At 67.4% G+C, this 23,957-nt stretch carries 23 protein-coding genes; 13 read left to right on the forward strand and 10 right to left on the reverse strand.

The window, feature by feature from the left end:
• Positions 1-56 precede the first annotated feature (56 nt).
• The 3 genes from QUE68_RS20930 to QUE68_RS20940 all read left to right on the forward strand — a co-directional run bounded on the left by QUE68_RS20930 (position 57) and on the right by QUE68_RS20940 (position 4,038).
• A complete protein-coding gene (locus QUE68_RS20930) occupies positions 57-1,727 on the forward strand; it encodes a hypothetical protein (protein ID WP_286274359.1) in 1,671 nt (556 codons plus the stop codon).
• 92 nt (positions 1,728-1,819) lie between these two features.
• Positions 1,820-2,581, forward strand: coding sequence for an SDR family oxidoreductase (locus QUE68_RS20935; RefSeq protein ID WP_286274360.1), 762 nt, complete (start codon positions 1,820-1,822; stop codon positions 2,579-2,581).
• Between the two features lie 71 nt (positions 2,582-2,652).
• A complete protein-coding gene (locus tag QUE68_RS20940; protein ID WP_284228175.1) occupies positions 2,653-4,038 on the forward strand; it encodes an L-serine ammonia-lyase in 1,386 nt (461 codons plus the stop codon).
• A 10-nt stretch (positions 4,039-4,048) separates the two neighbouring features.
• Here QUE68_RS20940 and QUE68_RS20945 read toward each other — a convergent pair whose 3' ends face one another.
• A complete protein-coding gene (locus QUE68_RS20945) occupies positions 4,049-4,975 on the reverse strand; it encodes a CE1 family esterase (RefSeq protein WP_284228177.1) in 927 nt (308 codons plus the stop codon).
• A 153-nt stretch (positions 4,976-5,128) separates the two neighbouring features.
• On the opposite strand from QUE68_RS20945, the gene QUE68_RS20950 reads away from it, so the two are divergent.
• From QUE68_RS20950 to QUE68_RS20960, 3 genes are all read left to right on the forward strand, one after another.
• Entirely contained in the window at positions 5,129-7,477 is a 2,349-nt protein-coding gene (locus QUE68_RS20950; RefSeq protein WP_286274361.1) for an alkaline phosphatase family protein, read from the forward strand.
• A 72-nt stretch (positions 7,478-7,549) separates the two neighbouring features.
• Positions 7,550-8,704: an LLM class flavin-dependent oxidoreductase gene (locus QUE68_RS20955; RefSeq protein ID WP_284228180.1), complete on the forward strand. Its 1,155-nt coding sequence runs from the start codon at positions 7,550-7,552 to the stop codon at positions 8,702-8,704.
• Positions 8,701-9,237 (forward strand): nuclear transport factor 2 family protein, encoded by a 537-nt coding sequence (locus QUE68_RS20960; protein WP_286274362.1) that lies wholly within the window; start codon positions 8,701-8,703, stop codon positions 9,235-9,237. The genes QUE68_RS20955 and QUE68_RS20960 overlap by 4 nt, the downstream gene beginning before the upstream one ends.
• 11 nt (positions 9,238-9,248) lie before the next feature.
• Here QUE68_RS20960 and QUE68_RS20965 read toward each other — a convergent pair whose 3' ends face one another.
• Both QUE68_RS20965 and QUE68_RS20970 read right to left on the reverse strand, forming a co-directional pair.
• Positions 9,249-9,665, reverse strand: coding sequence for a DUF5313 domain-containing protein (locus QUE68_RS20965; RefSeq protein ID WP_284228182.1), 417 nt, complete (start codon positions 9,663-9,665; stop codon positions 9,249-9,251).
• Positions 9,666-9,697: 32 nt separating this feature from the next.
• On the reverse strand, positions 9,698-10,183 hold the full coding sequence (locus QUE68_RS20970) for a MarR family winged helix-turn-helix transcriptional regulator (protein WP_286274363.1): 486 nt from the start codon (positions 10,181-10,183) through the stop codon (positions 9,698-9,700).
• Positions 10,184-10,324: 141 nt separating this feature from the next.
• Between QUE68_RS20970 and QUE68_RS20975 the strand changes: the two genes are divergently transcribed.
• On the forward strand, positions 10,325-11,488 hold the full coding sequence (locus QUE68_RS20975; protein ID WP_454786378.1) for a cytochrome P450: 1,164 nt from the start codon (positions 10,325-10,327) through the stop codon (positions 11,486-11,488).
• A gap of 27 nt (positions 11,489-11,515) precedes the next feature.
• Here QUE68_RS20975 and QUE68_RS20980 read toward each other — a convergent pair whose 3' ends face one another.
• Both QUE68_RS20980 and QUE68_RS20985 read right to left on the reverse strand, forming a co-directional pair.
• Positions 11,516-12,016 carry a hypothetical protein gene (locus QUE68_RS20980; protein ID WP_286274364.1) on the reverse strand — a complete coding sequence of 167 codons (501 nt, stop codon included), beginning with the start codon at positions 12,014-12,016 and terminating at the stop codon, positions 11,516-11,518.
• A complete protein-coding gene (locus QUE68_RS20985) occupies positions 12,009-12,155 on the reverse strand; it encodes a hypothetical protein (protein WP_286274365.1) in 147 nt (48 codons plus the stop codon). The genes QUE68_RS20980 and QUE68_RS20985 overlap by 8 nt, the downstream gene beginning before the upstream one ends.
• A 175-nt stretch (positions 12,156-12,330) precedes the next feature.
• Here QUE68_RS20985 and QUE68_RS20990 point away from each other — a divergent pair, with 175 nt between their 5' ends.
• Both QUE68_RS20990 and QUE68_RS20995 read left to right on the forward strand, forming a co-directional pair.
• Positions 12,331-13,686, forward strand: coding sequence for an NAD-dependent epimerase/dehydratase family protein (locus QUE68_RS20990; RefSeq protein WP_286274366.1), 1,356 nt, complete (start codon positions 12,331-12,333; stop codon positions 13,684-13,686).
• A gap of 77 nt (positions 13,687-13,763) precedes the next feature.
• A complete protein-coding gene (locus tag QUE68_RS20995; RefSeq protein WP_286274367.1) occupies positions 13,764-14,552 on the forward strand; it encodes an SDR family NAD(P)-dependent oxidoreductase in 789 nt (262 codons plus the stop codon).
• A gap of 9 nt (positions 14,553-14,561) precedes the next feature.
• On the opposite strand, the gene QUE68_RS21000 is transcribed toward QUE68_RS20995, so the two are convergent.
• A complete protein-coding gene (locus QUE68_RS21000) occupies positions 14,562-15,533 on the reverse strand; it encodes a YihY/virulence factor BrkB family protein (protein ID WP_286274368.1) in 972 nt (323 codons plus the stop codon).
• Between the two features lie 117 nt (positions 15,534-15,650).
• On the opposite strand from QUE68_RS21000, the gene QUE68_RS21005 reads away from it, so the two are divergent.
• Complete coding sequence (locus tag QUE68_RS21005; protein ID WP_286274369.1) at positions 15,651-16,337, forward strand: alpha/beta hydrolase; 687 nt, start codon at positions 15,651-15,653, stop codon at positions 16,335-16,337.
• A 7-nt stretch (positions 16,338-16,344) separates the two neighbouring features.
• Here QUE68_RS21005 and QUE68_RS21010 read toward each other — a convergent pair whose 3' ends face one another.
• Positions 16,345-17,673, reverse strand: a complete 1,329-nt coding sequence (locus QUE68_RS21010; RefSeq protein WP_286274370.1) for an APC family permease — start codon at positions 17,671-17,673, stop codon at positions 16,345-16,347.
• Positions 17,674-17,785: 112 nt separating this feature from the next.
• Between QUE68_RS21010 and QUE68_RS21015 the strand changes: the two genes are divergently transcribed.
• The gene (locus QUE68_RS21015; RefSeq protein ID WP_286274371.1) at positions 17,786-17,920 is read left to right on the forward strand and encodes a hypothetical protein; all 135 of its coding nucleotides are present in this window, start codon (positions 17,786-17,788) and stop codon (positions 17,918-17,920) included.
• 12 nt (positions 17,921-17,932) lie between these two features.
• Here the strand turns inward: QUE68_RS21015 and QUE68_RS21020 are convergent, their stop codons facing one another.
• Together QUE68_RS21020 and QUE68_RS21025 are read right to left on the reverse strand one after the other, a co-directional pair.
• Complete coding sequence (locus QUE68_RS21020; RefSeq protein WP_284228196.1) at positions 17,933-18,331, reverse strand: hypothetical protein; 399 nt, start codon at positions 18,329-18,331, stop codon at positions 17,933-17,935.
• Between the two features lie 196 nt (positions 18,332-18,527).
• Positions 18,528-19,865, reverse strand: coding sequence for a serine hydrolase domain-containing protein (locus QUE68_RS21025; protein ID WP_286274372.1), 1,338 nt, complete (start codon positions 19,863-19,865; stop codon positions 18,528-18,530).
• Positions 19,866-20,365: 500 nt separating this feature from the next.
• Here QUE68_RS21025 and istA point away from each other — a divergent pair, with 500 nt between their 5' ends.
• Both istA and istB read left to right on the forward strand, forming a co-directional pair.
• Complete coding sequence (gene istA / locus QUE68_RS21030) at positions 20,366-21,907, forward strand: IS21 family transposase (protein WP_284231462.1); 1,542 nt, start codon at positions 20,366-20,368, stop codon at positions 21,905-21,907.
• A gap of 62 nt (positions 21,908-21,969) precedes the next feature.
• Positions 21,970-22,749, forward strand: a complete 780-nt coding sequence (gene istB / locus QUE68_RS21035; RefSeq protein WP_284230424.1) for an IS21-like element helper ATPase IstB — start codon at positions 21,970-21,972, stop codon at positions 22,747-22,749.
• Between the two features lie 392 nt (positions 22,750-23,141).
• Here istB and QUE68_RS21040 read toward each other — a convergent pair whose 3' ends face one another.
• The gene (locus tag QUE68_RS21040; protein ID WP_286274373.1) at positions 23,142-23,951 is read right to left on the reverse strand and encodes a maleylpyruvate isomerase N-terminal domain-containing protein; all 810 of its coding nucleotides are present in this window, start codon (positions 23,949-23,951) and stop codon (positions 23,142-23,144) included.
• Positions 23,952-23,957: the final 6 nt, after the last annotated feature.

The raw sequence follows: 23,957 nt of genomic DNA on the forward strand, positions 1-23,957 counted from the left end.
CGCGTATCCCGCCGAAACGCATCGCCCGCGAGGAGGCCCCTGTCAGGATGCACGACGTGGAACAGCTATCAGCATGGGTAGGCGCGGGCCTGGTCACCGCGGGAGTCTCGGCGGCTCTGCTCGCCGGCACCGGCGTCGCGAGTGCGGATCCCGATGCCGGACCCGATTCCAGCGGTTCCCCTTCGTCGGAGTCGACGGGTTCGGATACGCCCAAGCCCGACAAGCCCAAGACTGACACGCCCGACACCCCCAAACCCGCGAGCACCTCCGACGAGGCCGACGCGGACGACCCCACCGACGAGACGACGCCCGCGGACGCCGACGGCACCACGACGAAGCCGACCAAGACGTCGCCTCAGGACGAGGTAAGACACACCTCGAAGCGCAAGACGCCGGCCGCCGCCACCCCACAGGAGAAGCCGGCCGCGACCGAGTCCGTCACCGCCGAGCCGGCCGCGACGAGCGACAGCGTCAGCGTCAGCGACGCGCCACCTGCCGAGCCGATCGCGAAGGCCGAGCCGGTCGCGAGAGTCGCTGCGCCGCAAACCTTCTCCGCTGCCGCAGTCCCCGCGCCCGCGCCTGCGCCGCTCTCGGTCCTTGGCGTCGTGCAGGAAGTCGTCAACGCGATCATCGTCAACGTCGGATCGCTGGTGATCAACACCGTGCAGGCGATTGAAGCCCTGGTCACCGGGCCGCCCGTGGTCCCGCCGGGCAGCACCGTCACCGTGCGGAGCTCCACGGTGCAGCTGAGCAACGGTCAGCGGGTGGCAGCCAACTGGTTCTACCCGAAGACCGAGACCGGTGAGCCGCCGACCAAGATGATCCTGCTGCAACACGGCTTCTTCGCGCTGGGTCCCATGTACAGCTATACCGCCGCGAATCTCGCCGAGACGACGGGCAGCGTCGTCGTGACGACGACGCTGACATCCAACCCCTTCGCGGGTGACTCGGTCTGGCTCGGCGGTACCGGGACGTCCGCCGCCATCGCCGACCTGTTCACCGGTGACCGTGCCGCGCTCACCGCGAGCGCCGTGGACGCCGGTTACGCGACGAAGTACGACTTCGGCACTGGTCCCGCGGTGTTGCCGCAGAAGTTCGCTCTGATCGGGCATTCGCTCGGCGCCAACCTGGTCTCGGGCGCGGCGGGGTTCCTGGTCGACAACGGCGCCGCCGACGACCTGGTCGGCGTCATCCTCCTCGACGGGGTGCCCATCGGGACCACGCTGCCCGTCGCACTGAAGAAGCTGGACGCCTACGCAGAAAGCCTGGGCGGGCACTACATCCCGGTGCGCGAGATCGGCGCACCGCCGAACCTCTACAACTCCACCAGCAAGGTCAACACCGACCTGACGGCGGCTCGACCGGGCCGGTACAACGGCGTCATCCTCGACGGCGGTGTGCACTCCGACTCCATGCGGGGCGGCAACCCGCTCATCCAGTTGTCGCTGTACATCGCCGCAGGCTTCCCGCTGCCGCAGAACCCGCCGGCCGTGGATTCACTGTCCGCGCAGTGGTTCAACGAATGGTTCGCCGGCAACACCAGCGAGGGAGACGGCCTGATCCCCGGCACGGTGCTCGACGTTCCCACGCCCAGCGGCACGGCCCACGGCGTCGTGATCGGTGACCCGCCTGCGGTGCTGCCGCTGCTCGCACCGGTCGACATCGCGTCGTCGACGCCATCGACCATTCCCACGGCGAACCCGACGCTGGCCACGCTGGCCGCCTAGGCCACATTCGGCGAAGCCCCTCGTAGGCCAGGTTGGTCGACGCCCTAGGCTGACGAGAACGGTATTACCAAGTTCGCCAAAGGTGGTTCTCAGTGGATCGTCAAGAAGCCGGGGCCGACGGTATACGGCTGCTGGTCGTCGGAGCGTCGTCCGGAATCGGTCACGCCGTGGCCGTCAACGCAGCGGAGCGCGGCGCCAAGGTCGCGGTCGCCGCCCGCCGCATGGATCGGCTGACCCAGCTGGCCGACGACATCGGTGGTTTCCCCTTCGAGCTCGACGTCGAGGACCCCGGCGCCATCAAGCGGGTCGTCGACGCGGCGGCCGACACCCTCGGGGGACTCGACGCCGTCGTGTTCACCAGCACCGTGGTGCCCTTCGCCCACATCGAGGACACCGACGTCGCTACCTGGGTCCACGCGTTCAGCGTCAACACCGTCGGCGCCAACAACGTTCTGCGCGCCGCCCTGCCGCATCTCACCGCCAACGGCGTGGTGCTGGTCGCCTCGAGCAACGACGTGGGCCGGCCCCGCGCGGGGGTGGCCGCCTACGACGCCAGCAAGGCCGCACTCGACGAGATCCTGCGCTCGTGGCGCAGCGAGCACCCTGAGCTGTCGATCATCCGCGTCGGCATGGGGCCCACCCAGGACACCGAGATCCTCCGCGGCGCTGACCGCGACCTCTTGGCCCAGCTGTTCGAGTCGTGGACCGAACACGGCCAGCTTCCCGCTCAGATGTCGGCACTGCGCGATGTCGCAGGCACGCTGGTATCGCTGGTCACCATGTCGCACGCCAACCCGACCGTCGTTCCCGAGGTGGTGCAGTTGGCGCCCCGCATCAAGCTGTCCGACGGCTGAACCTCTACGGTCGCCCCGTGGGTCCCGTGCGACGAGGCCCGATCGCGAGTAGGTTGGCCAGCGGGAGATTCATGACCATCAGCGTCTTCGAACTGTTTTCGATCGGCATCGGGCCGTCGAGTTCGCACACGGTGGGACCCATGCGCGCAGCCAAGAGCTTCGCCGACGAGGTCGCACTGCGCGCGCAACTCGAGGCGACGGCCGACGTTCGGGTGGACCTCTTCGGCTCACTGGCAGCCACCGGATCCGGTCACGGCACCATGGCCGCCATCCTGCTCGGGCTGGAGGGCTTCGCGCCGGAGACCATCGATACCGACGAGATGGAACGACGACTGCAGACCGTCCGGGAACAGGGCCGGATCCAGTTCGCAGGCAGCCGACCCGTCCCGCTCACCGAGGCCGCGATGGTGTTGCGGCCATTGACGTTTCACAAGCGGCATGCCAATGCCATGACGTTCACCGCACTCGACGAGCACGGCGCCGAACTCTTCACCCAGACGTACTTCTCCGTCGGCGGCGGGTTCATCGTCACCGCGGACGACGACGACGGTGGCGGGCCCGTCAGCGTCGAGGTGCCGATGGCGTTCGGGAGCTCCGAGGAACTGATTCACCTGGCCGATCTCCACGACCTGCCGATCAGCCAGATCATGCTCGCCAACGAATGCGCCTCACAGCCCGAAAGCGAGGTCCGCGCAAGGCTTCTGCACATCCACGACGTGATGATGCAATGCCAGCGCAAGGGTATCGAGCGCACCGGGCACCTGCCCGGCACCCTGGGCGTCCGCAGGCGTGCGCACGACTGGCACGAGCGGCTAGTTCAGGACGACCCCGACCGTGACGTCGCCTTCGCCGAGGACTGGGTCAACCTCGTCGCGCTCGCGGTGAACGAGGAGAACGCCTCCGGCGGGCGGGTCGTCACGGCTCCGACGAACGGCGCAGCCGGGATCATCCCCGCGGTGCTGCACTACGCACTGCACTACACGCCGCCGGGACGTCAGGACCCCGACGACGTCGTCGTCCGGTTTCTCCTCACCGCGGGTGCCATCGGCTCCCTGTTCAAACAACGCGCGTCGATCTCGGGAGCCGAGGTCGGGTGCCAGGGCGAAGTCGGATCCGCCGCGGCGATGGCGGCGGCGGCCCTGGCCGAAATCCTCGGTGGTACGACGCATCAGGTCGAGAACGCCGCGGAGATCGCCATGGAGCACAGCCTGGGCCTCACCTGTGATCCGATCGCCGGGCTGGTGCAGATTCCGTGCATCGAACGCAACGCCATCTCCGCGGGGAAGGCGATCAACGCGGCCCGAATGGCGCTGCGCGGTGATGGGATTCACCGCGTCAGCCTCGATCAGGTGATCGAAACCATGCGCGTCACCGGGGTCGACATGAGCTCCAAGTACAAGGAGACCTCGACCGGCGGACTGGCCATGCACGTCCCAGTGAACCTCGTCGAGTGTTGAGGTCCGGCCGTCACCTGCCGTGCGCGGCGAAGAACTGAGCGCTGGCCAACGACGCATTGGTCGCGGTGGTGGTCAGCCCGGCGTCCGGCGGAGCGAAGTTCCCGGTGGGCCAGGTGTGGCCGCCCCCGTTGATCTGCAGCAGGACCACCGCAGTGCCGTCGGCGCATCCCACGCCGGAGACGCGGCGTACCACCGTGCCGTCACCCGCACTCGGCAGGTCGTCCTCCTGCGGCGCGCCGGCGCAGCGGTCCAGATCGCGCCACCGTGAAGCCATCGCCGCTGCGGACACGATGTCGCTCGCCCCGCCGCGGCCCAGCATGCCACCGCCGCCGAAGGGAACTATCGGGTCGGCGGTGCCATTGAACTGCAGGACCGAGACCGGCCGGGACGGGGCACACGGCACACCCGACCCGAGCGTGCCCGCCACCGGGGCGATGGCCGCGATGACGTCGGCCCGGTCGCAGCCCATCCGCGTGGCCATGAACGCACCCGCCGACATCCCCGTCGCGAAGACCCGGCCGGGCGGTATGCCGTAGTCGCTGACGAGGCGATCGACCAGTGCCGTCAGGAAGCCGACGTCGTCGACCCCCTGCCGGTCGGGAATCGAGGCTCCGCGCCCGTCGGCCCAGCTCTGGTCGATGCCGTCGGGGTAGGCCACGACCAACCCCAGCGCGTCGGCGGCCGCGTCGTAGTTGGTGGAGGCTGCCTGTCCTGCGCCCGTGGACCCGGCTCCGTGCAGGTTGATCACCAGACCCGACGGCACGCCGCCAGGGGCATGGACCAGGTAGGTGCGCTGCAATCCTCCGAACGACAACTCCCCCCGAGCGTTGCCGACGGGGATCGCCGACGCCACCGGGGCCAACCCCAGCAGCGCGCAACCGAGCACGGTGGTCCACGCCGTCAGGCGTGCGAGGGCGTTCACGAGGGGTTTGGCCACACGGTCAGTATTGGTAGCGAAGTTGGACGGCGGGTGAATATTGGGGGCCTTGGCGGATTTCCGCATTGCGCAACACGTAGTGCCGCAGCGGCAGATGGACCTAGTATTCGACGACCGCGTCGAGGCGGCTCCTATGAGTGGGAGGACGACACCATGGGTTACGTCGCACGTATCGGTCGCGCCGGGGCACTGGCGGTTGCCCTGACGTTCGGGTTTGCGGAAGCGACCACGCTGGGAATCGCCCACGCCGTCCCGTCGGATTCGACTTCGGCGCCCACGCCTGCGGAGGATTCGTCCTCGCCGTCGCAATCACCGTCGTCCTCGACCTCCGAACCACCTGCTACGCCGACGACGGGAGGAGCCGGCACAACCTCAGCCTCGGGGTCGGCGGCGGCGCCGCCGCCGGAATCCATGACGGCGTCCTCGACGACCGTGCTCGACGACGGCCACGGTCCGGTCGTGACGATCAGCAGCTCCGGCGGGGCCCACGCGTCCCCCGATCCCCACGACGACGCCGAGGAAGCCAACGATCGGGTGGACGTCGCGCGCGCATCGAGTCTCCAAGTGGCGAAGAATGATTCGCGGCTGGTACCCGAGGCGACTCCGGCCACGAGGCGCGCGACGTCGCAGGCGGCCACCGTCGACGAACACGAGCAAGCGACGGTGCGGAGCATGGCGGCACCCGCCGACGATGAAGTATCGCCAGCCGCGGTGACACCGGCGATGGCGATGGTCGTCGCTGCCCCCCAGCTGCACGTCGCAAAGGTCCCGGAGCGGCCGCGCCCCCTCCTGATCGGTGCCGTCGCGCAACTGGCCGGTGCAGTTCTGGACGCGCTGATGACGCCCTTTGGGCCCGGCATGCCACTGCAGTCCCCCATGGTGTGGACGGTTCTGGCCTTCGTAAGAGATGAGTTCAAGCGGATTCTCCTCCCGTACGCCGCACCGGCGAACACGGCGTCCAGCCTGGTTGAGAGCCCGAACCTACTGGTCAACCCGGGCGCAGAGGCCGGCGATCCGTCCCTGTCGGGCTACGCCGCAGTGACCGTGCCGGGCTGGGAGTTGACCGGCACACCAACGGTCATCAGGTACGGCACCGAGCGCCGATTTCCGTCGCCGACGGCATCACCGGGCCCGGTGCTTCCTGGCTTCTTGGCGTTCCCCCGCAGTGCCGGCGCCACCCTTGCCCAGGGCGCGCAGTTCTTCGGCGGCGGCCCCGTGGCAGATTCCACACTCACTCAGATCGTCGACCTCAGCGCCGCACACGCATCGATCGACGCGGGCGTTGGCGTCTTCACCCTTGCCGGCGACCTCGGCGGGTTCTTCATCGACCCGTCGAGGACCAAGGCGGAGGTCGACTTCTTGGACGGCACCGGCGTCAAGCTGGGCACCGGCGCGCTCCAGTCGGTGTCGGCCTGGGACCGCTTGTTCGCGACTGGCTTCATCCACCGCCAGACCTCGGGTGCGCTTCCGGTGGGTACCCGCAGCGCGAAGGTCGTGGTGAGCTTCGACGATCGCAACCCGATACTGGGCAATTACAACAACGCCTACGCGGACAACCTGTCGTTCACCGTCAACGATCCGACTCTGACCCCAGCGCTGCTCGCACCGCCCGTGGTGCACGTCGGCCCGCTGGACCACGTGTTCATGGTGTATTTGGAGAACAAGGGCGTCGGCCAGATCGTCGGCAGCCCCAACGCGCCGTACCTCAACCTGCTCATCGACAACTACGGGTACGCCTCGAACTATTACGGCGTGACCCATCCCAGCGATCCGAACTACTACCCGATCATTGGTGGGTCCGACTTCGGGTTCAACTACAACTGTCCGTCGAATTGCTTTCCCACCGGCACGCCGAACCTGGCCGACAACATCGAGGCGGCGGGGAAGTCGTGGGCTGGGTACGCCGAGGGTGGCGGCGGCTACTCCACGCCCACCGATCGGCTTCCCTTCCTGGCCTTCAGCGATATCTTCAACGACCCCCAGCGCGTCGCGACCCACCTGTTCGACATCTCGGCCCTGGGCCAGGGCCTGACCAATCCAGATACCGCCCCGAACTTCGTCTGGTTCGCCGCGGACGACGGGACCAACATGGAAGGCCCTACCGACCTTCCGTTCGGCGTTCTCAATTGGCTTCTGGGGTTCCTCAACCCGGCTCACCAATACAACGTCAAGGCGGGCGACGACTGGCTTCAGGGCCCGTTGACGACGATCTTCAACTCGCCCACGTGGCAGGACGTCGACGAGAAGAGCGCCATCTTCGTGACGTTCGACGAGGACTACAACAATCTCACGACCGGCGTCGGCAATGAGGGCAACCACATCGTCACTGTCGCCATCCCGTCGCTGGGAGCCGTTGCCGGTGGGATGCGTGCAGGCGGCTTCGTCGGCGATGTCCACTACAACCACTACAGCTTGCTGCGCACCATCGAAGCCGCGCTCGGCCTCTCGGCTCTCACCAACAATGATGCATACGCCCAGCCGATGAACGAGTTCTGGGCGTGAGGCGAGATCCGCCATAACGCAAGAACGCGCCAAACTGCGCAAAAGGCAACGGCCGCAGGCGACAATGACCCGATGCGCTTCGGAAACTTCATGGCTCCGTTCCACCCCGTCGGGCAGAACCCGACGCTCGCCATCGAGCGGGACCTCGACTTGATCGTGGCGATGGACCGGCTCGGCTTCGCCGAGGCGTGGATCGGCGAGCACCACTCCGCCGGGTTCGAGATCATCTCCTCCCCCGAGGTGTTCATCGGCGTCGCCGCCGAACGGACCAAGCACATCAAGCTCGGCACCGGCGTCAGCTCGCTGCCGTATCACCACCCGCTGATGCTGGCCGATCGCATGGTCCTGCTCGACCATCTGACCCGGGGCCGGGTGATGCTCGGCTGCGGTCCGGGTCAGCTGACGTCGGACGCACACATGCTCGGCATCCCCGCCGACGCGCAGCGGCCCCGGATGGAGCAGAGCCTGGACGCGATCATGCGCCTACTCCGCGGTGAGACGGTCACCATGCACACCGACGGATTCACGCTTCAGGACGCCCGCCTCCAATTGAAGCCCTACAGCGAGCCGTGTTTCGACGTCGCCGTTGCGGCGTCGTTCTCCCCCACCGGTCCGCGCGGGGCAGGTAAGCACGGTGTCGGCATGCTGTCGATCGCCGCCACCGCGAAGCAGGGCATGGATCTCCTTGCGCAGCACTGGCAGACGTGGGAGGACGTCGCACTCGAACACGGCCACGTCGCCGACCGATCGAAGTGGCGCCTCGTCGGTCCGATGCACCTGGCCGAGACCCGCGAACAGGCCGAGCGCGACGTCGAGCACGGCATCGTCGAGTTCTCGAAGTACTTCAAGCACCTCCTTCCCGCCGGTCCGGTGCAGGGCGACACGGTGCAGGAGATCCTTGCCAACAATCACCAGTCCGGCTTCGCGGTGATCGGCACGCCCGCAGACGCGGTGGCGAAGATCGAGGAACTCGTCGAGGCGAGCGACGGCGGCTTCGGCACCTTCCTCCTGTTCGACCACGACTGGGCGGCGCCTGCCGCGAAGCTGCACAGTTACGAGTTGTTCGCCGAGTACGTGATGCCGCACTTCACCGGTCAGCTCGCGGGGCCGCGGGCGTCGCAGGACTGGGTCCTCGACAGCGGCACCGAGTTCATGGACCGCGCCGCCCACGCGATCGGCAAGGCGATCGAGGATCACGCCGCACAGCAAGCGGCCAAGCAGGCATGACGTCCCCGGTCGACCCGCTGTTGCAGGAAATGCTCGACGAGTACCAGCTCCGCACACTCGTTCACGCCTACTGCCGCGCAGTCGACCGCGGCCAGCTCGAGTCGCTGCGGAACCTGTATCACCTCGACGCCGAGGACTCTCACGGCGCTTTCTCGGAAGGCTCGGCCGACGACTTCATCGGTCAGCTCGCCGCCGCGCGTCCCTACCTTCGCTCGATGCAGCACCACGTCACCACGGTGAACTTCGCCATCGACGGGGAGGTGGCCGAGGGCGAGATCTACACCATCGCCACCCACACCCTGATCGCCGGCGATCGGGACGTCGACGTCGTCGTCGGCGGGCGCTACCTCGACAAGTACGAGAAGCGCGACGGCTCGTGGAAGTTCACCGAGCGAGCCACCGTCACCGACTGGGCTCGGGTGGACGACCCGTCTACCGCTCGGTTCGACCACCCGATCACCGTGGACACCCCCCGCGGCCGACCGGACGCGACCGATCCGTCGCACCAGTTCTTCACGCTGCCTTACCGGTAGCCCCGGGGGTTCTAGAACGGACTGCTGTTGGCTTGCGACCTGGCCGAGTCCGGACGCGGACCGAACCGCTGGATGTAGTCCTCGTGCATTCGGGCATCCCTACGACGTTTGATCGTGTCGACCAGGTTCGGGTCGAGGCCGTGCTGCACCAGGCGGTACCGACGCCACACCTTGTTCAGCGCGAGCGACATCAGGATGACCCAGATGTAGATGGGTGCCGTCATCTCCATGTGGACGTACAGCGACGCGGGAAGTAGCCAAAACGGGGCGAGCACGAACAGCGGCGGGATGGCCATTCGGGTGATGTGGCGGCGGACGGCGCCCTCGCCTGCGAGATCCTCGGCGACCCAGTGACGCATCGAATCGGGTAGCCGCCGACCGTAGGAATAGGCGACGTACTGCAGGGCTGAGGGACGGGCGGTGGCCATGATTGCTCCTGGTGGATCTTGGGATGGATGGGTCATGCGTCGAGCGCGCCCGCGGCCAGCGCGGCTGCGTTGACTCGCGTCAGGACGCGACGGAGTTCCTCGAGTTCGGTCAGGTCGACGCCCAACCGGGCGACGACCGCAGGCGGGATGTCCAACGCGCGGGTCCGCAACGCCTCGCCCTCGGCGGTCAACTCGACGTCGGTGGCACGCTCGTCGACCGCACTCCTGGCGCGGGTGATCAGGCCGAGCGCCTCGAGGCGTTTCAGCATCGGCGACAGCGTGGCCGAATCCAGTTGCAGCGCAACGGCAATCTGCTTCACCGACAATGCCGCTGCGCCGCTGTCGGATTTCCGGTGATCCCATAGGGCCAACATCACCAGGTACTGCGGATGGGTGAGACCGAGCGGTTCCAGCAGCGGCCGGTACACCGCCAGGACGGCCCGGTTGGTGACGGCCAACGCGAAGCACACCTGGTGTTCGAGGGCGAGCGGGTCGATCTCCGGGGACAGCGTCGTCATACTTAGATCGTACGCTAATAGTTAGGGCACTAACAATACCGCCGAATGGGTAGACACATTCGGAGAAGTGTCCTCGCGATCCCTCGGGCGGATCTAGCCTGAACCCGAGGTCAACCCCAGGAGGATTCCGTGACCGCGTCGATTCAGCTTCCCATCGAGCAGACACATCCACTCGAGACGCCGCCTCAACTGCGCGCGCTGCAGGCGGCCGGGGTGATTCACCGCATCCGCACCGAGGTCGGCGATGACGCCTGGCTGGTCACCGGGTATGCCGACGTGCGCCGTCTGATGGACACCGCATCGCTCGGCCGCGCGCACCGGGACCCCGCGAACGCACCCAGGAGCAGGACGTCGGCGTTGTTCGGCGGCCCCGTCGGCAACTTCGACACCGAGAAGGCCGACCACGCCCAGATGCGGCGGCTGCTTCAGCCGCACTTCTCGCCCAAGCACATGCGCAGCCTGCAACCCAAGGTCGAGCGGCAGTGCGCCGAGCTGCTCGACCAACTCGAAGCCCAGGGCCCACCGGCGGACCTCCTCGCCAGCCTCGCCCTGCCCCTGCCCGTGCTGGTGATCTGCGACCTGCTCGGCGTGCCCTACGCCGATCGCGATCGGTTCCGCGTCTGGGTCGACGAAGCCGCGTTCGCCCAGGACGACGCCGCCTCCGAGGCGGGCCTCGTGGCACTGCTCGCCTACGGGATGGAACTCGTCGGCCTCAAGCGGATCCACCCCGACGATGACGTCATCTCCCGGCTCTGTGACGAACCCAATCTTGCCGACGCCGAGATCGCGCTGCTCGCAATGCAATTGCTCTTCGCCGGGCACGAGACCACGATGATGCAGATCTGGCTGGATACGGTGCTGTTGCTCACCAACCCCGGGCAATGGCAACTGCTGCTGGACGCCCCCGAGCTCATCCCGAAGGCCGTCGAGGAACTCATTCGCACCGGGATGCCAGGCGGCATTGGGGTACCGCGCTACGCCAGCGAGGACATCGCCGTCGGGGAGGTGACCATCCGCGCCGGCGACCTGGTGCTGTTGGACCCGGGCTCCGCCAACCACGACCCAGCGGTCTTCCCCGAGCCAAACCGCCTCGACATTCACCGCACCGGCAGCCCGCACGTCGGATTCGGCTACGGCCTGCACTACTGCATCGGAGCCGCGTTGGCGCGCATGGAACTCAATATCGTCTTCTCGCAACTGATTCCACGATTCCCACACATGCGGCTCGCCGTCGAGGCCGCTACCCTCACGGCCGGCTTCCACTCACTGTCGCACGGTCTGGTCGCACTGCCGGTGTCGTGGTAGCCGCGCCGAAGTCACGCGCCCGCGACGTCAGCCTCCCAGCGGGGCGATGAAGTCCGACGTGTAGTGCTCGGCCGGGATCTGGGAGAACTCCGCCGCGCGGTCGATGAACACCCAGGCACCGGTGGCACCGGCTCGTCGAGTGTCCTGCACGGTGGTCTGCCCGTTGCCCAGCTGGTCGGTGTCCAAGGCGCCCACCGCGACACCGGCAACCCCTGGCCCGCAGTCGCGCGTGCTCGGTAGCGGCGTCTGAATCAGCCTGACGGTGTAGTGGGTGTTGGGGGGTGCGTACCCGAACGTCACCTGGGCGATCACGGTGTTCCCGGCGGTGCTCACCGAAGCGACGCCCTGCGCATTCCCCACCGTCGGGACGTACGTCTTGGCGCTGTGATCGCACAACCTGAAGACCCCCGCCAATGGCACGCGCACCGGGCCCGCGGATGGCGCCGCCGATGCCGGGCCCGACACCACCATTGCGGAGGTCGCGACGATCGCGGCCACTGCCGCTACCGTTGCGAGACGCTTAGCCATGGGACTTGTTCTCCACGACGTCCGGGGCCACCTCGCGGGTGGCCATCCCGCCCTGGCGACCGTGGTCGGCCGGCCCCGGCGGAGGGTCGGTGGCCTCAGCGGCAGCCTCGTCTTCGGTCTTCGAGTCACGTTTGCTCATGGACACCGAGTGCCCCGGTCGGTACAGGTTCAAGCCTGCGAATATGACGCCCATGACCCTCCGGTGACGTCCGCCCGTCGACCGTTTCGCGCTGAGCGCGGTGGGCATTTACTGAGTTCATCAACATCCGGAAGGCACTTCAAGCGTGAGCGACCTCCCTACAGACGCGTTCGGAATGGCTGAACCCCGACGGGTCGTGGTCACCGGCGCCTCGGGCAACGTCGGGGCGGGCGTGCTCCGGGCCTTGGCCCGTGAGCTGCCCGGCGCCGAGGTGATCGGCGTGTGCCGCCGCCCGCCCACGACGGGACAGGTCTACGAGCGCGTGCGCTGGCACGCCATCGACCTGTCGGCACCGACGGCCACGGCGGATCTGGAGCCCGCGATGCGGGGTGCCGACGTGGTGATTCACCTCGCGCTGGCGGTGCATCCGGTGCGTGACGAAGAGTATCTGTACCGGGCCAATGTCGTTGGGAGTCAAGCCGTCTTCGACGCGATGGCCGACGCGGGAATCCGGCAGCTGGTGTATGCGTCGAGCCTTGGCATCTATGCACCCGGGTCGACGACCCCCGTCTCGGAGTCGTGGGCGACTACCGGCCAGCCGACGTCGATCTACAGTCGGCACAAGGTGGCGGTCGAGAGCCTGCTGGATCGATTCGAGGCGGAGCACCCGGATACGGTGGTGGCCCGCTTCCGCCCGACGGTGGTGGTACAGCGGGAGACCGCGTCGATGATCCGCTCGCTGTACGTCGGCCCGCTGGTTCCACGGCTGGCATACGACCTCGTGCGGCGGGCCGGCGTGCCGGTCCTTCCCCTGCCGGCCGGGCTGGCGCTGCAGTTCGTCCACGCCGACGACGTCGGCGACGCGGTGATCCGGCTCATTCGTCGCCGCGTTCGGGGCTCGTACAACGTCGCGGCCGACGCCTTGGACGCCGAGGCGCTGGCGGCCTTGGTCAAGGCACGCCCGGTCGACGTCGACGCCCCGTTCATGCGAACGGTGATCACTGCGTTGAGCCGGCTGCGGCTGATCGCCCTGACCCCCGGTTGGTACGACGTGGCGATGAACAGCCCCGTCATGGATACCTCGAAGGCGCGGCGAGACCTGGACTGGTCACCATCGCGGTCGTCTGCCGAGGGTGCGTTGGAACTCCTGGACGGTCTGGCCGAGGGCGCCACCGGTACCAGTGCGGCAATGGGATTCGAGGACGGAGATGGGATGAACGGGCAAGTAATGATGCGGCGCGTGCATGACGCGTCGCTGCTGCTGTGGTGTGCCATGGCGGTGGCGCGGGCGACCGGGAGGGGCCGTGCCGGAGTTCCGGATGCGGCCGTCATCGGGACCAACCTCGTCGCGGGGACCCCAATGGCCCTCGACCGCCTGCGCGAGCGGCGGCGTGATCCCGTGGCGCTGTTGGCCCCGGCCGCCGTCGGTGCGGCCGTGCTCTCGACTCTGCGCGGCGGCTGGGCACCGGTCGCGGCCACCACGGTGCTCGGGGTGCTCGCCCTGGCCGAACGCAGAAGGGCAACGACGTGATGACGACCTCAGACGTCAGGGCTGGCGCCGAACCGCGAGTTGTCGTGGTGATTGGGGCCTCCAGTGGAATTGGCCGAGTGACCGCGTTGTCCTACTCCCGCCGCGGAGACCGCCTCGTCTTGGCCGCTCGGTCCACGGACGCGCTCGAACGAGTGGCCGACGAATGCCGCCGAGAAGGTGCGGCCGCAGTCCTCGTCCAACCCACCGACATCGCCGATGCCGACCAAGTCGACATGTTGTTCGACCGCGCGGTGGAGCGTTTCGGACGAGTGGACGTCGCAGCGCAGTGCGCGGCGATCACGGCCTTCGGCCGATTCGAGGACCTTCCGGCCGACGTCTTCGAGAACATCGTGCGCACCAACCTCTTCGGAGCGGTGAACGTCGCGCGGTCGGCACTCAATCACTTCCAGAGCCGTGGTACCGGCCATCTGGTGTTGGTCGGGTCCCTGCTCGGCGTCATGGCGGTGCCGTACCAATCCGCCTACGTGGTAAGCAAGTTCGCGATGAACGGCCTGGTTCGGGCGCTGCGCCAGGAGAATCGGCATCTGCCGGACGTGCGCATCCACGGCATCTACCCGGGGCCAGTCGACACCCCGGTGTACGAGACGGCCGGCAACTACCTCGGCCGTACGCCGGTTGTGCCACCCACCGCCGACGCCCCGGAGGTCGTCGCGGCCGCCATCGTCCGCGCGACCAGCCGGCGGCGGTCCAGCGAGCGCCAGGTCGGGTTGGTCAACCGCCCGGCGATCGCCTTCTACCGCCTACTCCCTCGCGTCTTCGATGCCGTGATCGGCCCCATGCTGCAGACTGTCTCGTTCTCGTCGGAGAAGACCGAGTCCAACGCAGGCAACGTCTTTCGCTCCTAGCTGGCGACGTCAGTCCTCGCGACTCTCTCCCTGGTCACCAAAGGTGACGTCGATCTGCTGAAATGCCTTGGCGCGCTGAGCCTTGGCCTGCGCCGTGTAGGTACGCCGATCGCCACGGGTGAGCGTCACGTCGTCGGTGAACTGGGTGAGCAGGGCACGCGGATGCAGGCCCTCGATCGCCACCACGTTCGCCGTCGCGCAGATGAGAAGCGTCGTCGCGATCATGTACAGGAAGGCGAGCATGCCGAGAACGAGCGCGAACACGCTGTTGGTCGCGCTCGCGGTCTTGACGACGTGCGCCACGTAGGCCGTCCCAACCCACTGCACGACCTGCCAACCGACCGCTGCGCTGATCGCGCCAGGCGCGATCTGGCGGTAGGTGACGTCCCGGGCCGTCGCGACCCGGAAGGCGACCATGCAGACCGCCGAATTGATCGCGATCGCCGCGACCACGAGCATCATCTTGCCGAAGGCGCCGAAGGACTCCGATGCCCGCCCGACGGCGGAGAGCACGGTGGTCGCCACCAGACCCGTGCCGAGCAGGACGAGCAGCAAAGAGCTGCGCAGACGAGACCGCAACGGGTCGGGCCGGTCGTTGCGCGGCACCGCCCACAACGTGTCCATGCCGTTCTGGACCGCCTGACCCACGCCCAGTCCGCCGTACAACGCACCCGCGATGCCGATGACGACGCCGAGTACCCCGCCGCTGAGCCCTTGCGGTTCACCCAGTTGGTCGCCGATGACGGGGAACTGGGCGAAGGCGGACTGCAGGATCTGCTGTTGCAGTTCGGGATGGCCGACCAGCACGACCCCCAGCACCGTGGTCAACAGCAACAGTGCCGGGAACAGCGACACGAACGCGTAGTAGGTGATCAGCGCAGCGAGGTAGCCGCCCTGGTCGTCGATGTACTTGTAGATGACGGCGATCGCGAAGCCGACCGAACGGTGTCGACGCTGAAGCCGATCCAACCAACCGACCATATGTGCGTCTCCCGGACCCGAATGCCGCCACTTCCCAGCGCCTAGTACCCCGAACATCACCCGCCGACACCGACCGCGGTAAAGGTTCGCCTCCGTCGAACGGGGTACCGCGTCACCATGAACACAAGGGAGTACGGTCCGGGCCGACTGGCCGACGTCTTCGGCGAGTCGTCGCAACCCACGGTTCTGCTGTGGCACGGGATGCAGACCGATGCCCGCGCCAGCGTCCGCACGCTTGCGCAGTCGATCTCGCACCACGACGTTGCCGTGGTGGCGCCCGACTGGGACTCGCACGCGCCCGACGGTGGCCGCGCCGCACTGCTCGAATCGATCGACTTCGCTCGTCGAATCGCCGCCGACCCCGACGGGATGGTCCTCGTCGGTTGGTCGATGGGCGGTCTCGCCGCAGCAGCACTGACTGTGAATTCGACGAGCTTCGACGTCTCGTTAGCCCACACCGTGTGCCTCGCGGGCGCGTTCTCGGCGCTCGCGCCAATCTCGGGCCGACTGGTGGCCGACGACGTCCACGCCGCCCGTGTCGCGCCCGGATCGCGAACCCCATTCACGTTGTTGCACGGCACAAACGATGATGTGGTCCCGGTCAGCGCCAGTGCGGCGTTCGCCGACGCGCTGCGGCGGGCCGACTGGCCGGTCGAGTTCGAGGAGTTGGACGCTGACCACGGATCGATCGCCGGCGCCGCCTACGATCCCGATCTCGACAAATACCTGCCGGCGCAGGACCGCACGACCATGCGCGTCGCCGACGCCGTCGCCGCCCGCATCGCCGCCCTGATCGGGCGCTGACGACCCGTCACGACGCGGTGCGTCGGGTCGCCACTCGAGACACCAGGTAGAGCACCGCCCCGACCGCGACCAGGATGGCCGCGAACAGCCACACCTTGGCACTCTGCTGAGTCAGCAACAGCACACATGACGCGACGCCCAGCACGGGGACTACCGTCCACACGCGAAAGTGGTCGTGCGACACCGTGTCTCGCCGCAACACCAGCACGGCGACGTTGGTCGAGATGAACACGAACAGCAGGAGGAGCACCACGGTCTCGGCGAGCGTCGAGAGGTCACCCACCAAGGTGAGCAGCATTGCCGCCACCGTCGTCGCGACGATGGCGACCCACGGGGTCCGGCGCTGCGGAAGCACCCGTCCCAGAGCGGCGGGCAGCAGACCTTGCTCGGCCATCCCGTAGGAGAGTCGACTCGCCATGATCATCGTGAGCAGTGCGCCATTGGCGACGGCCACCAGCGCGATGGCGCTGAACACCCACGCTGGGACACCGACGCCCGAAGCGGCGACGACGGCGAGCAACGGGCCCGATGACTCGGACAGTTCGTCGGGTGAAAGCGCCGTCGCCGAGGCAATCCCGACGAGGGCGTAGACGACGCCCGCCGTGATGAGGGCGCCGAAGAGCGCCCTGGGATAGACCTTGCGAGGGTTGCGGATCTCCTCGACGACGTTCGCCGACGTCTCGAAGCCGACGAACGAGTAGTACGCGACGATGGCGCCGCTGAGGATGGCCAGCGCCGGCGTCGTGCCGTCGGGGAATTCACCGATGCGGCCGACGTCGCCGCGCCCGCCGCCGACCATCATCGAAACGACCACCACCACGATGAGCAGACCGCTCAACTCGATGACCGTCATCACGACGTTGCTCTTCACCGACTCGCTGATCCCCCGAGCGTTGAGTGCCGCGACGAGGGCCAGGAACACCACCGCCGCAGGCACGGCAGGCACGTCGATGAAGGTGGCGAGGTAGTCCCCGGCGAAGGCGAGCGCCAGACCGGCGGCGCTCGTCACCCCCGCGGCCAGCATGCAGAACCCGACCAGGAACGACACCAGGGGCCGCTTGAACGCGCGGTCGGCGAACACCGCGGCGCCGCCCGCCTTCGGGTACTTGGTGACGAGTTCGGCGTAGGACCCCGCGGTGAGCAGGGCGAGCAGCAACGCCACCAGCATCGGCGCCCACAGTGCGCCGCCGACGTCGTTCGAGAGCACGCCCATGAGGGCATACACCCCTGCGCCGAGGACGTCGCCGAGGATGAAGAGGAACAGCAGTGGCCCGGTGATGCCGCGTTTGAGCCGGTCCTCCGCGTCGCGCGCGTCGGTGATGGTTTCCGATGTCATGAATGCCTCCTGTCGTTCGGCGACATACCCCCCTGACCGGCGGCGCAAGCATCGGGCGGCTTCGGGACAGGTGACCTGGCGATCTTGACGGCACCGCCGATACAGTTCGGACATGCGTAGGGCATTCGTGGCGCTGGTCGCGCTGGTGGCATTCATGATCTCGACGGGTTGTGGGAGTGGCGCCGGCGGTGGCATCACCACCACGACGGAGCAGATGCCGACCACCACGACGACCAGCGCGTCGTAAGGCGCGCAGCCCTCAGATCCGCGGCGGCGGTGTGGCAGCCGGGCCCAACAAGTCGGCGCCGCCGTTCGACGAGGTGCGCCGCCACCGCCCATACAGCGGCAACTCGCGTATCCCCTCGCCGCGCGGGATCGACCACCGTCGGGCAGTGAACCGCAGCACGGTGCGCGCGTAGCGGGTCGTCTCGGAGTACCACCGCCATTCGTACAGGCGACCGGTCGCCAAATACTGTGCCAGCGCCTCGGATTCGACGCCCTGCAGATACGGCCGGATCCACGTCACCATCACCCAGGCCTGATCGGCCATGTCATCGGAGACCCGGAAGGTCCAGTCGATCGGATCGTCACCGGCGGCCATGGTGTGCCGCATGGCGGGGCGTACCTCCCCGGCATCCGGCGCACCGAACAGCTGCACCCCACGCTCTGCTCGTCGCCCACTGAGCCGTTCGTCGATAATTCCGTTGCGGTGACCTTCGACGGCTCGATGTCATCCGCACTCGCTACTGAGGGCGCGTCAGACGAGGTCTGCTGCGACGAGGCGTCCAGCACGCCGACGCGGGAACGTGCGAGCCATTAGCGACCCCAGGTGAGGGTGGCCGTCGAACGTGGCATCAGCGCCCAGGTCCGGTCGAACTGGTGGGCGCCGTCGACGTCCCCACGGGTCCAGCAGGAGTCGAAGGCGCAGGCGTGGGCGGCGGCGATTCACTGCCGCGAAGCTGTGCGTCGGCATCCGGATAGAGTTGTCGGAATATCGGCGTGAACAGGACGTTCTGCGGTGACTCGCCCTGCAGGGTGAGGTACACGGTCGCCAAGATGACCACTGTGTTGCCGGCCTTCGGGTCGTGTACGGCGAGTCCCGAGAATCCGACGATGTTTCCTGGATGCCCGTACATCGGGCCTGCCCCCTCCAGCCCGAAACCGTAGGTTCCGAATCCCAGCTCGGCCGCGGGCCCCGCGGCGGACGGGTCCATCGGCTTCAAACTGGCCAATCGCCACTGCCGGGACGTCTCGTCGAGCAACGATCCGCCGACGATCGCCTCGATGAAATCCGCGACGTCCGCTGCCCGGGAGGTGACCGCACCTGCCGTCCATGCCCACGACGGATTGTCATTGGTGTGATCGGCGGGCGCGAGGGCACCGGTCAGCGCTGCCTTCTGCTGGGCCTCCGGAAGCGGACCTTCGTACGCCTCGTTGGGCCCCCACATATATCCCCGCGGATACGGGGACGGCAGCGCAGAATCGTCCGCGGCCGGTAAAGCCGTGTCGCGCAGCCCCAATGGATCGAAGATCCGGGTCTGCAGCGCGGACGCCGCCGACATGCCCGTGAGTTCTTCAATCACGAGCCCGAGCAGAACGTAGTTGGTGTTGCTGTATTCGTACTGCCTGCCCGGTGCGAAGTTGGGCGGATGAGCGAACGCGACGTCCAGGAGTTGCCGCGGGGCCCAGACGGTGTCGGGACGTTCTTCGAGGGTGGCGGAGAACGCCGGGTCACTGGTGTAGCTGTACAGCCCGCTACGCATCTCCGCCAGCTGGTGGATGGTGATGTTGTCTCCGTTTGGCACCCACGGCAGGTAGCGCGATATCGGATGAGTGATCTCGAGCATCCCCTCTTCTTGCAACTGGAGGATGACAGTGGTGGTCAGTGTCTTGGTAATACTGCCGATGCGCACGTGGTCATCGATCGAGGGCGGAACCTTGCTTCCGATGCCGGCCACGCCGAACGTCGCTGTCCAATCACCTTTTTCGCGACTGCGGACCAACACGATCGCCCCGGGGATCCCGTTGTCTCTCAGGATGGCTGGCAGCTCATCGTGGAGGGCCTCGGCGTAGGCGGGGGCCTGAGGTACCGCGACGTCGCCGGGTGGTCGCGGGTTTCTCGCGCATGCCACCAGCGCAGCCTCCGCGCCGGCAGCACCGGCGAGGAGAAGCAGCGATCGGCGACCGATCACCACACCCGGCTACCGCCACCCCTGGGTAGCGCTGCACCCAGTGTCCTACTGACGGTGTCGTGACCGACGCATACCTTCGGCAGGTCGTGGAGGGCCATCCCTGAGGGTCCCACAGTCACGGTCGCGCAGAGTCCTATGCGACGAAGTCCCCGATCACGCGGCGCCGTGTTCGACGCCTTCGTCCGGCGCAGTACGCCCCGCTACGGTGGCGCAGTCCTCGATTTGATGACGCGGCGTTGACGCCAAAAAGCCCAGGCTCGGGATGTCTCCCTGACCTGGGCTTCTCAGTGGAGCTGCCGGGAATCGCAGTTGGGTGTCAGCGGTCAGGTAATTCCCCCAGCGTGAGGGGTTGTCCGTCACGGAATTCCTCCACCCTGTCTGTCACGTAATTCCCCCACCCGGGGCGGTGTGGCAGCCGGTTGTGGGCTTCGCATACAGGTTCGCTCGACTCACGGATCGACTCGTGAGGAAGGGCGCCGATGGCGAGGAGAAGTTTCGACGTGTTCGACCTGATCGAGTTGTTGACCCATTGGCATGCGGGTCGGTCCCAGCGCCAGCTCTCGGAGAGTCTTGGCATCGACCGCAAGACGATCGCGAAGTATCTGGCGCCGGCGATTGCCGAGTCGCTGACCCCGGGCGGGGAGCCGGTCACGGAGGCGGCGTGGGCCGCCCACGTCGGCCGGTGGTTCCCCGAGGTCGCCGACCCGGGTCTGCGGGCCACGACGTGGCCGGGGATCGAGGTGCACCGCGATCGGATCGTCGACTGGCTCAAGGCCGAGGTGAGTGCGGCGACCGTGGCGCAGCGGCTGCGCGACGACCATGGTGTTGCGGCGTCGGAATCCTCGGTGCGGAGATGGATTTCGGCCAATCTCTCCGAAGAGTCGACGCGGGAGAGGGTGACCGTGGCACGCGGGCCGGTGCCGGCGGGCAGTGAGGCCCAGATCGACTACGGCAAGCTCGGGATGTGGTTCGACCCGGTCAGTGGTCGACGCGTCACGGTGTGGGCGTTCGTGATGGTGCTGGCTCACTCGCGGCACCTGTTCGTCCAACCCGTCCTGTGGATGCACCAATCCTCCTGGTGCGCATCGCATGTGGCGGCGTTCGAGTTCTTCGGCGGTGTCCCCGCCCGGCTGGTCCCGGACAACCTGAAGACCGGTGTCACCCGGTCGGATCTGTATGACCCGAAGATCAACAAGGCCTACGCCGAACTGGGTTCGCACTACGGCTGCCTGATCGACCCGGCGCGGGCGAACAAACCGAAGGACAAACCACGCGTCGAGCGTCCGATGCAGTACGTTCGGGACTCGTTCTGGCGGGGCCGGGAGTTCACCTCGCTGGAGCAGATGCAGGCCGCAGCAGTGGTGTGGTGCCGTGAGGTCGCCGGGGCCCGGGCGTCGCGGGCGCTGGATGGTGAGCAGCCCGGGTTCGTGTTCTCCACCGTCGAACAACACGCCCTGCTGCCGTTGCCGCGCAATGCGTTCCAGCTCGCGGTGTGGTCCTCTGGCAAGGTCGCCACCGACTGTCACGTCAAGGTCGGCGCGGCGCTCTACTCGGTGCCGTGGCGGCTGATGGGCCAGCAGGTCCACGCCCGCACGTGCGGGGACATCGTGCAGATCGTGCACGGCGGGGACGTCGTGGCCACCCATGTCACCCATCCGCGGGGACGGGCCACCGACTTCGAGCACTACCCGCCGGAGAAGATCGCCTTCACGATGCGCAACCCCACCTGGTGTCGCCGGACGGCCGCCGAGGTCGGGCCGGCCTGCACGCAGGTCATCGCCGAGTTCATGGAAGTCAACGCCATCCACCGTCTGCGCAGCGCTCAAGGTGTCCTGGCACTGCGCAAGACCGTCGGCGACGTCCGCCTGGAGACGGCCTGCGCGCGGGCCATCACCGTCGGCGATCCGAGCTACCGCACCGTCAAGGGCATCCTCGCCGCCGGCACCGAACTCGACGGAACCATCCCGCCGACGGCACCGCACGCCCCAGCACATCTGCGCGGACCCGAAGCCTTCGACACCACCACCGGTGAGACTGCATGACTTCCAACGTCTATCCGTCTGTCACCCAACATCATTCGATCCGAACATAGGACAACATCACCATGAGCATCCTCGATCCTTCGCTTCGCAATGCGCTGCGCACCCTCAAACTCACCGGCATGCTCGAGACCCTCGATGCCCGGTTGGCCCAAACCCGCGACGGCACCCTCGGGCACCTGGACTTCCTGCAGGTCCTCTGCGAAGACGAGATCGCCCGCCGCGAATCAGCAGCACTCACACGGCGCATCCGCCGCGCCAAGTTCGAGGAACAATCCACCTTCGAATCCTTCGACTTCACCGCCAACACCAAGCTCCCCGCGGCGATGCTGCGCGATCTCGCGGCACTACGCTGGCTCGACGCCGCCGAATCAGTCATCCTCTACGGACCCGTCGGAGTCGGGAAAACCCATATGGCACAAGCACTTGGACACGCCGTAGCCCGCCGCGGCGGCGACGTCCGCTTCGCCAAGACCTCCCGAGTGCTCTCCGATCTGGCCGGCGGCCACGCCGATCGCACCTGGGGCCAACGTATCCGCGAATACACCAAACCGCTGGTGCTGATCCTCGACGACTTCGCGATGCGCGAGCACACCGCGATGCACGCCGACGACCTCTACGAGTTGATCTCCGACCGCGCCGTCAACGGCAAGCCGCTCATCCTGACCTCCAACCGCTCACCCAAGGACTGGTACAACCTGTTCCCCAACCCCGTCGTGGCCGAATCCCTGCTCGACCGCCTGATCAACACCAGCCACCAAATCCTGATGGACGGACCCAGCTACCGACCCCGAAAAAGACCCGGCGCTCACGCGCCGGTAGACAACACCAAGCCAGCCCGGTAGACCTACACCCGAGGCCCACCGGTGGCGGAATTACATGACAGACGACCCGGCGGAATTACCTGACGGCCGACAGTTGGGTCAAGAAATGCGCTGAACTGCCGAAATGCAGGGTCACACGACGCGAAATACTTCAGGCGACGCGGAAGCACCTGCGGCAACGGGTCAATTGTTGACGCCGTAAACAGCATCCCGGGTCAGTCAACTGCAGCTTTGCGAGGCAACTCGGGTCGGTGCGTCGCCGTGAATTCACGCCGGCGTTGCGCCCGGCCGCAAATGCGCGGCGCCGCTCATTGAGCCTTCGCCTGGATCGACGGCATACGCCGGAAACTGGCCGAAGATCGCACCAGGGTTTCCTGCTGGCCCCCATGCCGAGTTCCGCGAAGACCTTTCGTTCAGACGACGCGAACGGCATCGAGCACGCGAGTGCCAAGCTCGCGGTCGCCCGCGATGCTCAACCCACACTCCCGCCACGGCCGCCGATGGGTTCCCCACGCCGGGAAGTCCTCAGCCGCACCGACAATCGTGGCGGCCGCGGCACCACCGGCGACCGATGTCGCGCTCAGCACACCGCCTCGGCGCTGTAGGGTCCAGTCGGCGCTCCCGGAACCGTTGAACCGCAACGTGATTCGCTGCCCCTCGTCCAACGGGATGCGGTCACCTCCCAACGCGGCCGCCACCAGCATCATCCACTCCAACGTTGCGGTGATCACCGCCGGCGCGGGAGTGGGCAATCGCAGGCCGAGTGCCGGTGCGATGTCGTGATAGAGATGCGTGTAGGTGTCGAAGACGATCGCCGAGGGCAGCACGCGCGACGGGAAGCTGCCCAATTCGGCCATCGGCACCTTCACCGCACCCACTCCAGGGAGCTGGGTGAGGCCGAGCAGCCGCCGGGCCCGGGGCGCCCACTGTCGATATTCCGCGACCAGGTCGGCGTCCGGCCAACTGCGGCGGATGGTGACGGCGTCTTCGTTGAGGCCTTCGATGTCCTTCGACCGCGCCACCTTCAGCATGAGCGGGCCGAACAACTGACGCACAGCCGACGACATGTGCGCGACGACGTCGTGGACAGTCCAGCCGGCGGCACGGCTCTCGGTACGCCACTGCACTGCGGTGAAGCCGGTGATCGTAGTCTCCGTCAACGCCTGGATCTGCTCGACGGCCGCCACGCGGACGGCTGATTCGACCCCTGTCACTTGCTTCATCCCGCT

This window comes from Mycolicibacterium sp. TUM20985, assembly GCF_030295745.1.
GTDB lineage: Bacteria > Actinomycetota > Actinomycetes > Mycobacteriales > Mycobacteriaceae > Mycobacterium.